The 8,123-nt window shown below is 70.9% G+C and carries 4 protein-coding genes; all 4 read right to left on the bottom strand.

The genetic code is table 11. The features are described 5' to 3' along the window. Positions 1-8: 8 nt before the first annotated feature. The 4 genes from FNH04_RS49160 to FNH04_RS36540 all read right to left on the bottom strand — a co-directional run bounded on the left by FNH04_RS49160 (position 9) and on the right by FNH04_RS36540 (position 8,078). On the bottom strand, positions 9-4,202 hold the full coding sequence (locus FNH04_RS49160) for an Ig-like domain-containing protein (protein WP_152790141.1): 4,194 nt from the start codon (positions 4,200-4,202) through the stop codon (positions 9-11). Then, a complete protein-coding gene (locus tag FNH04_RS36550) occupies positions 4,157-6,148 on the bottom strand; it encodes a glycoside hydrolase family 127 protein (RefSeq protein WP_322724868.1) in 1,992 nt (663 codons plus the stop codon). Before FNH04_RS36550 ends, FNH04_RS49160 begins: the two co-directional genes overlap by 46 nt. A gap of 93 nt (positions 6,149-6,241) precedes the next feature. Further along, positions 6,242-7,063, bottom strand: a complete 822-nt coding sequence (locus tag FNH04_RS36545; protein WP_322724869.1) for a carbohydrate ABC transporter permease — start codon at positions 7,061-7,063, stop codon at positions 6,242-6,244. Positions 7,064-7,115: 52 nt separating this feature from the next. After that, positions 7,116-8,078, bottom strand: coding sequence for a carbohydrate ABC transporter permease (locus tag FNH04_RS36540; protein ID WP_152790138.1), 963 nt, complete (start codon positions 8,076-8,078; stop codon positions 7,116-7,118). Between the last annotated feature and the right edge of the window lie 45 nt (positions 8,079-8,123).

Genomic DNA, 8,123 nt, shown 5'->3' with positions numbered 1-8,123 from the left:
GGGCGATGTCATGGAGGGGCGGTCACGGTGACCGTGGCCGTGGCCCGGTATGCCGTGCCCGCCACGGTTCCCCTCACCTCGAAGGTCCCCGGCTCGGCGTACCTCTCCGGTTCCACCGGGTCCCAGGTCACGCCGGTCCGGCTGTCCTTGGATCCGTCGTTGTAGGTGGCGACGACGGTCTCCGGGAGCGTGGGTGGCCGGCCGGCCCGGGTGGTGACGGGCTCCTCCGCGATGCTGGTGATCTCGACCGCGTCGCTCTGGCGTACCCACACGGTCGCGGTGACGGGCTGTGCGGTCCGGTCGGCGAGCCCGGTGATCCGTACGCTGGTGCCGCCCTCGGCGACCTGGTCCTCCGTGAGGGCAGGCCAGGCCACGGGCGAGCGCGCCGTCGAGCCGTCGGCGTACACCAGGGTCACCTGTCGGGGCAGGTCGGGGATCCTGCTCCGGAGGGTGGGGACATGGACGTCGCGCACGGACTCCGGGGTCTCGGCGTACACCTTCCACTCCTGCACGCCCAGGGCGAGGCCGGGGTGTCCGGTCAGCCGGGCGCGCAGGGCGGTGGTGGTCACGGGGGTGAAGGCGGTCTTGTTGTAGGTGTCCTCCGCGGTGCCGTAGTCGCCGGCCGGGTCGACCTCGCGCCAGGTGTCGCCGTCGCGGTACTCGATGACCCAGGACGCCGGGACTCCGACGCCGTCGCCCGCGCCGGGTTGCGCGTCGCGGAAGAAGTACATGTCGGAGGCGTCCACGCGGACCGGGTCGTCCCAGGTGTACTGGACCCACTGGGTGCCCTTCTGGGGCCAGCTGCCCCAGCGCGGGGCGTCGGAGGACGAGACCGGTTCGCGGCCGTCGTTGATCGCGGCGACCGACTCCCAGCCCGAGGTGTAGGACGCGGTGGGTGTCGCGGACGGTGCCACGTTGACCTGCCCGTCGGCGAGTCCCTCCACCTTGACCACGACCTTCTTCGAGGACTCCAGCGTGCCGTCGGTGGCGGTGAGTTCGAGGGTGTAGGTGCCGGCCTCGGTGAAGCGGGCGACGGTCGTCGAGGCGCGCGGGTCGTCGAAGATGACGGTGCCGCCCTCCGGTCCGTCGGCCGCCTTCCAGGAGGCGGAGAGCTTCCGCTCCGGCAGTCCGTCGTCCTCGACGATCCCCGTGAGCCTGACCTGGCCCGGGCGGCTGTAGGCGGTGTCGCGCCACGCCTCGACGTACGGGGCCCGGTTGCGGGCGGCCGGGGCCCGGACTCCGGTGGAGAACGCCTGGATCTCCTTCAGGCCGCTGGTGTGGCCGTCGCGGTGGCGCAGCAGCACCCGCAGCTTCCCGGTGGTCACCTTCCGGAAGCTCACCTGGTTGAGGTTGGCCCTCGGAATGGCCGGTGACCTGGCGGGGCGGGCCACGTCCTTCCACTGCCCGGCGCCGTCCTGGTACTGCACGGTGTAGAGGGCGGGCTCGGTGTATCCGCCGGGTCGTTTGTCGCTGTAGAAGTACAGCCTGACGTCGTCGACCGCGCGCGGGCGCCCGAAGTCGAGCTCGTACCAGTCCTCGGCGTTGCCCGAGCCGCGGGCGCCCCAGAAGGGCTCGTTGACGGTGAAGCCGTCGACTGCTCCCGTCACCGCGTGTCCCTGGGCCTCGTGGGAGGCGCGGGCCGTGGCGCCGGCGGCGAGGTTCTCCTTCGCCGCGCCTGTCAGGTCCCGGCCCGCCTTGGCGAAGAGGTCGGTGACGCGGTCCTTCCGGCGGTACTCGACGTTCTGCGGCTCCGCGACAGCCGTCCGCAGGCCTGTGGTTCGGGCCTTGGCGCCTCCGCCGTCGGGGAAGGTCACCTTGCCGGTGGCGGGGTCGTGGACAAGGTGGGTGAGGCGGTCGGCGGTGAAGGCGAGCCTGCCGTCGAGGTAGACGGAGTAGCCCTCGGGGACCTTCCGGCCGTACGGCCGCTTCCCGTCGCCCGGTTCGTCCCACAGCACGGCGACATCGGTGCCGCGGTAGTTGATGTCGGTGACGGCGAAGTGGGGCCAGTCGACGTCGATCGGCCACAGCTCGATCTTCCGGTCGTCACGCGGCCGGAAGCCCATCGCGTCCTCGATCACGGTCCAGTTGGTGGTGCCGAGGATGGTGTGGTGGATCCAGGAGCGGTAGCCGATCCTCTGCGGGTCGGCGCTGCCGTCGGCCCAGAACTCGTTCTGGTCGGGCCACCGGTTGTCACCGTCGACGTAGTGGGCCCAGGCGTTCCAGGACAGCAGCTTCTTGTACCAGGTGCTGTCGATGTACTTGTTCGGGTACTTCCGCAGCACCGAGGAGAGGAAGCGGAAGGTGACGGTGGAGTTGATGACGGAGAAGTTGTTGCTCCCCGGGTGCCCCTGTTCCGCCGCCTCCGCCTTGTCGGCCTGGTTGGCGGTGAAGAACGGGAAGACGGGGTACTGCTCGGCGTCCGCCCACAGGCGCAGGGCTTCGAGGTACTGCGGGTCCTCGTCCGGCGTGGGCATCAGGCCCACGCTGTACGGGTAGTAGTTGTTGATCTCCTTCCAGGGCACCAGGGTGTCGCTGGCCACGTGCCGGTGCTTGAGCAGCTTGTCCTTCGGGTCCCACAGGTGTTTCAGGACCGCGTCCTTCACGCGCTGTGCGACGGCGCGCATCTCGTCGGCCTTGGCCCTCTCGCCGAGCAGGTCGTACGCACGGGCCGCCGCCGTGGCGTTGCTGTGGACGTACGCCGATTCGGCGCGGTCGAGGTTCCCCGGCTTCCAGTCGAAGGACACCGCGTCGGCGTCGTTGCCGGTCATCGCGCCCCAGTCGTACTCGATCAGTCCGTTGCCGTCCTCGTCGTAGTTCTCCAGCTGGCCGCGGACGTCCTTCTCCGCGTACCGGGCGAGGTTGCGCACGATGCCGTCGGGTCCGCCGTGCACCTGGTAGGAGCGCCAGGCGGCCTCGGAGATGTACTGGGTGTAGCTGTTGGACCAGTTCTCCGGGTCGCCCGGGTTGTCGGTGTACTTGCCGTTCTTCGACACCTCGCCGGCTGACACCCAGGGTCCGTACGAGTAGCTGGGGTCGCGCAGGTACTTGAGGTCGTCGACGAACATGCCGACGGTCAGGGCGATGGCGTTGTTGTAGCCGAGCACGCCCTCCATGGAGGTGGGGAACTGGTAGTCGTTGCCCGGGATGTCCGCGTCGAGGTAGTTGTAACGCAGCAGCCACCAGCGGTAGTAGAGCGTCTTCTCGATGTTGTCGTCGGGGACGTCGAGGTACGGCAGGTTCTCGGCCCACCAGCGGTTGTACGTCCGCACGTGGTCCCGGAAGGCGGCGGCGGGCGTCGCGGTGCGCACGGCGTCGTACTCCGTGCGGGAGCGGACGATCTCCTCGGTGACGAAGCCCAGTTGGACCTTGGTGGTGACGGTGGCGCCCGCGGGTACGGCGAGGGAGCGTGTGAGGGCGTCGCCGTCGGGTGCGGGGGCCATGCCGTCGCCGCTGAGCCGCGGGAAGACCGTGGTGAGGTTGTTCCTGGCGGGCACCGCTCCGGTGAGTTCACGGGCTTCGGGGGTCGTGGTGTACGGGGACGCGGCGCGCAGGGTGATCTCCCAGCTCGCCGAGCCGGTGTTGGTGAGGGCCAGGTTCGTGACGGCGACGTTCGCGTCGGTGATGAACTTGGTCTGGGTCACCTTCAGACCGGTGGCCTCGTGGGTGAACTCGCTGCGCCAGTGGCTGGGCGTCTGCGTCCTGGCGCCGGTGTCCTCCCGCAGGGTGACGTTCTCGCCGTTCACGGCCAGGGTGACGGTGTAGGCGGACCGGTCGTCGATGCTCTCCCAGTACGCGACCTTGCCGCCGAAGCCGAGCCGGGAAGGGTTGTGCTCCTTCATGAACACGGCCCGGCCCCGGGTGAACAGCCAGGGTCCGGCCGGGTCGGCGCCCTTGCGGGCGAGCATGCGGTCCATCCAGAAGTCGGTGCCGTTCCCGGCCTTCCGGTCCGCCTCGTACTGGGCTCGCAGCGTGCGGCGGGTGGTGAATCCGGCCGGGAGGGCGGGAACGGGGTCGTCGGTTCCGGAGTAGCTCGGGTAGCCGACGGCCGAGTTGTCCGCCGTGGCCGGAGCGGTGGCGGCGAACGAGGCCAGCAGCCCGAGGGCCAGCGCTCCGGCCAGGGTTCTCGGGTTGTGCCGTCTTCGCGGTCCGTGCACGACTACCTCCCGGTGGACCTTGTCGGCGGCTGTGTCGTCGGCAGCCACACGCGCATCGTCGAGGGCCCCCGGTTCGCCCAGGTGTGGTAGGGCACCAGGGCGATCCCGGCGCGGTCGGCGGCCCGAGGGGCGGCCGGGAGGCCGAGTGGCCGGTACGGCCATGCGTCGTCGGGTACGTCGCCGGGTGCGGCGAGTTCGCCGGGCACGAGGACGGTGCCGCCCGTACCGCTCGCGTCGTCCGGTCCGGCCGGTGCGTCCTCCGGTTCGGTGGACGGGTCCACCCGTATCGCGTCGGCCTCGTGGCCGACCGGCAGGTCCACGGACTCGGCGCAGTACACGAGCGGCCCGCGTTCCACGGCCACGGTGCCGCGTACGGCGTCGATGCGAGGATCGGGGTGGGTCCAGCGGGGTGCGACGGGCAGTTCGAGCCGTACTTCGTCGCCGGGACGGAAGACGCGGGTGACCTCGGCCGTGCCCGGGGCGACGGCACGCCGTACACCGTCCGGGTCGACCAGCCACGCGGTGGCACCCGCCGTCCACGCGGGGACGCGCAGTGACAGGGTCCACGGGTGGGCGGGTGCCCGGCCGATCCGTACGGCCACGTGCCCGCCGGAGGGGTAGTCGGTACGCACCCGCAGCGCGACGCCGTGGCCGCCGGCGAGGGAGGTGGCGATCTCCGCGTCCGCGTACTGGTGCAGCTGGACGCCGTGGTCGTCCGCCGTCGCCAGATACGCGGGCAGCTGGGCCAGGGTCCGCGCCACGTTGGTCGGGCAGCAGGACACCGCGAACCAGGGGGCGCGCAGGCCCGACTCGGCGCGCGGGCTCTGGGTGTCCGCGGGGGGCACGGTGCCCCGGTGGCGCCGGTGGAGGGTGTTGGCGTAGAAGAAGGCCCGGCCGTCCTCGGACGGGGAGGCGGCGACCACGTTGAAGAGGGTCCGCTCGGCCAGGTCGGCGAAGCGCGGCTCACCGGTGGCGAGGAGCAGCCGCCAGCTGAGCATGACGGAGGCGACTCCGGCGCAGGTCTCGGCGTAGGCGCGGTCCGGTGGCAGCACGAAGTCGTCGCCGAAGGCCTCGTCCCGGTGGTGCGAGCCCATGCCCCCGGTCAGATAGGTGCGCCGGGCGACCGTGTTCTCCCACTGCCGTACGACCGCCGCGAGCAGGGCGTCGTCCCCGGTCTCCACGGCCACGTCGACGGCGCCGGCCGCGAGGTAGAGGGCACGGACGGCGTGTCCGCGCAGCACCGTGGCCTGGCGGACCGGTGTGTCGTCCTGGTAGTAGGCGCGGCCGAACTCGATGTCGGCGAGCGTTCCGTGTCCGCGGCGTTCGACGAAGAGCGCGGCCTGGTGGAGGTAGCGCTGCTCCCCCGTCAGCCGGGCCAGTTCCACCAGGGCCGTCTCGATCTCCGGGTGGCCGCAGACGCTCTCGATACCGCCCTGGCCGAAGGTGGCGCACACATGGTCGGCGGCCCGCCGGGCGATCTTCGTCAGCTCGCCCTCGCCCCGGGCCCTGGCCTGGGCCACGCCCGCCTGGATGAGGAACCCGTGGCAGTAGAGCTCGTGGCCCCATTCGAGGTCGCTGTAGCGGGGCTGCTGTCCGGGGCGGCCGAAGGCGGTGTTCAGATAGCCGTCCGGGTCCTGGGCGGGCGCGATGACCTCGGTGAGCGCTGCCGTGTCCGCGTCGAGCGAGGTGTCCGGGCCGCCGCCCGCCGCCGCCCAGGCCATGGCTTCCAGCAGCTTGTACGTCTCGGAGTCGGCGAACTCCCGGCCGCGCCGGTCCCGGTGGATCCGGCCCTCGGCGGCGGCCCGGAAGTTGCCCGTCCAGCCGGCACGTTCCATCCAGTCGCGGCAGTGCCCGAGTGTGACGGTCGCGTTGGTCCGCCGGCGCCGGGCCCAGAAGCCCCCGGTGATCCTGACCTCGTCGAGGCCGAGCGGTCGCAGCCGGCTCCGGGTCGGCGCCACGGGTAAGACGGCCGGCCTTGCCGTGTTCTCCCTCACCAGTTCATGCCTTCGGTCGGTCCTTCCGGTTGTCGGTTCCAGGGCGTACGGGGTGTATGGGGTGTATGGGGCCTACGGGTGTCCTACGGGGGGTCAGCCCTTGAGCGCGCCGGACATGAAGCCCCGTACGTAGTGCCGTTGCAGCAGCAGGAAGAGGAGCAGGCAGGGCACGGCGAGGACGACCACGCCCGCCTCGGTGGCGCCGTAGTCGACGGCGCCCATGCTCTGCTGCCGCAGGTTCGCGATGGCCAGGGGCAGGGGTGCCTTCTCGCTGTCCGAGACGAGGATCAGGGGCGCGATGAAGTCGTTCCAGGCCGCGAGGAACGCGAAGAGCCCGACGGTGATCAGGCCCGGCCGCACCGCCGGGAGGAGGACGCGGCGCAGCGCGCCCGCCGTGCCGCAGCCGTCGACCAGCGCCGACTCCTCCAGCTCGCGCGGCACTGACTCGAAGGAGATCCGCATCATGAAGGTGGCGAACGGCAGCTGGAACATGGTCAGCACCAGGCTCAGCCCGATCAGCGAGTTCTGCAGATGGAGCCTGCCGAGCAGGACGTAGAGCGGGATGAGGAGCGTGGCGTACGGGACCATGAGGATGGCCAGCGTCAGCAGGAACAGCAGGTTCTTGCCGGGGAAGTCGAAGCGGGCGAAGGCGTAGCCGCCCAGCAGCGACACACCGAGGGTCAGGGCGACGGTCAGCGCCGAGACGACGGTGCTGTTGAGGAGGTACTGCCACAGGCCCGCGTCGTACTCGAGGAGCGTCCTGTAGTTGCCGAGGCCGTAGCCGGACTCCTGTGCGGTGCCGGGTTGTCCGCTGACCGACGCCCAGGCGTTCCAGAGCAGGGGGAAGAGGAAGATGACGGCCAGTCCTCCGGCGAGGACGTAGTGGGGCGTCCGGCCGAGGGCGCGCATGAGCACCGTGGTGTCCCTTCTCATCAGGTCTCGTCGCGTGGGTCCGGGTGACGTCGTGTCATGACTCGTCGGCGTGGCGCAGGCCGCGGAACTGGAGGGCGTTGAGCAGGAGCAGCGCGGCCAGCACGATGATCGAGAGGGCCGCCGCGGTGCCGAGGTTCAGCCGCTGGAAGGCCTCGCGGTAGATCAGCTGGACGACGGTGACGGTGCTGTTGTCCGGTCCGCCCTTGGTGAGGATGAAGAACTGGTCGAAGGCGAGCAGTGATCCGGTCACACAGAGCAGCAGGGACAGGGCGAGGGACGGACGCAGCAGGGGCAGCGTGATGGAGCGGAAGATCTGGCCGCGGCTCGCGCCGTCCATCCGCGCCGCCTCGTACACCTCGTGGGGGATCCGCTGGAGCCCGACGAGCAGGATCAGCATGTAGAAGCCGGCGAACTTCCAGACGATGAGGAACACCGTCGAGAGCAGGGCGGATGTCGGCGTGCCGAGGAAGGACACCGGCTCGTCGACGAGGCCGAGCCTTTCCGGTACGCCGCTCAGCGGTCCGCTGGTGGGGCTGTACAGGCCCCAGAAGAGCAGGGAGGCGGAGGCCAGTCCGAGGGCGCTGGGCAGGAAGTAGACGGTACGGAAGAAGCCGGCCCCCGGGCGGGACTCCTGCACCAGCAGGGCGAGGAGAAGCGCGAGGCCGAGCAGGACGACGGTCACGATCACGGTGTAGAGGAGGGTGAAGCGGACAGCGGGCCAGAACAGGGGGGCGTCGGTGATGTCCGTGTAGTTCTCGGGGGCGTTGACGCCCCGGTCCCCCACGAGCAGCGGCCAGTCGCTGAGCGACATCTGCCCGACGAGCAGCAGGGGCAGCAGGAAGAAGACCGCGACGAACACGGCCGTGGGGGCGGCGTAGCCGAGCCCCTTCAGCCTGCGCGACCGCCACCGGGGCGTGGAGGTACGGGGCGGACGGACCCGGTGCTCCGGCCGGGCCGGGTGCTCGGCCGCCGCACGGTCGGGCGCCTTCACCTGCATGGGTCTCCTCTGCCGGGAGGTGGGAGGGGGTGTGGTTTGTGTGGG

The organism is Streptomyces phyllanthi (genome assembly GCF_009377205.1).
Taxonomy (GTDB): domain Bacteria; phylum Actinomycetota; class Actinomycetes; order Streptomycetales; family Streptomycetaceae; genus Streptomyces; species Streptomyces phyllanthi.
The sequence above is the reverse complement of the archived record's forward strand: the minus strand, read 5'-3'. Positions and strand labels throughout refer to the sequence as shown.

Excerpts from the sequence above, each read along its gene's own strand:
- FNH04_RS36540 (WP_152790138.1), bottom strand. The coding sequence starts at position 8,078 with ATGCAGGTGAAGGCGCCCGACCGTGCGGCGGCCGAGCACCCGGCCCGG.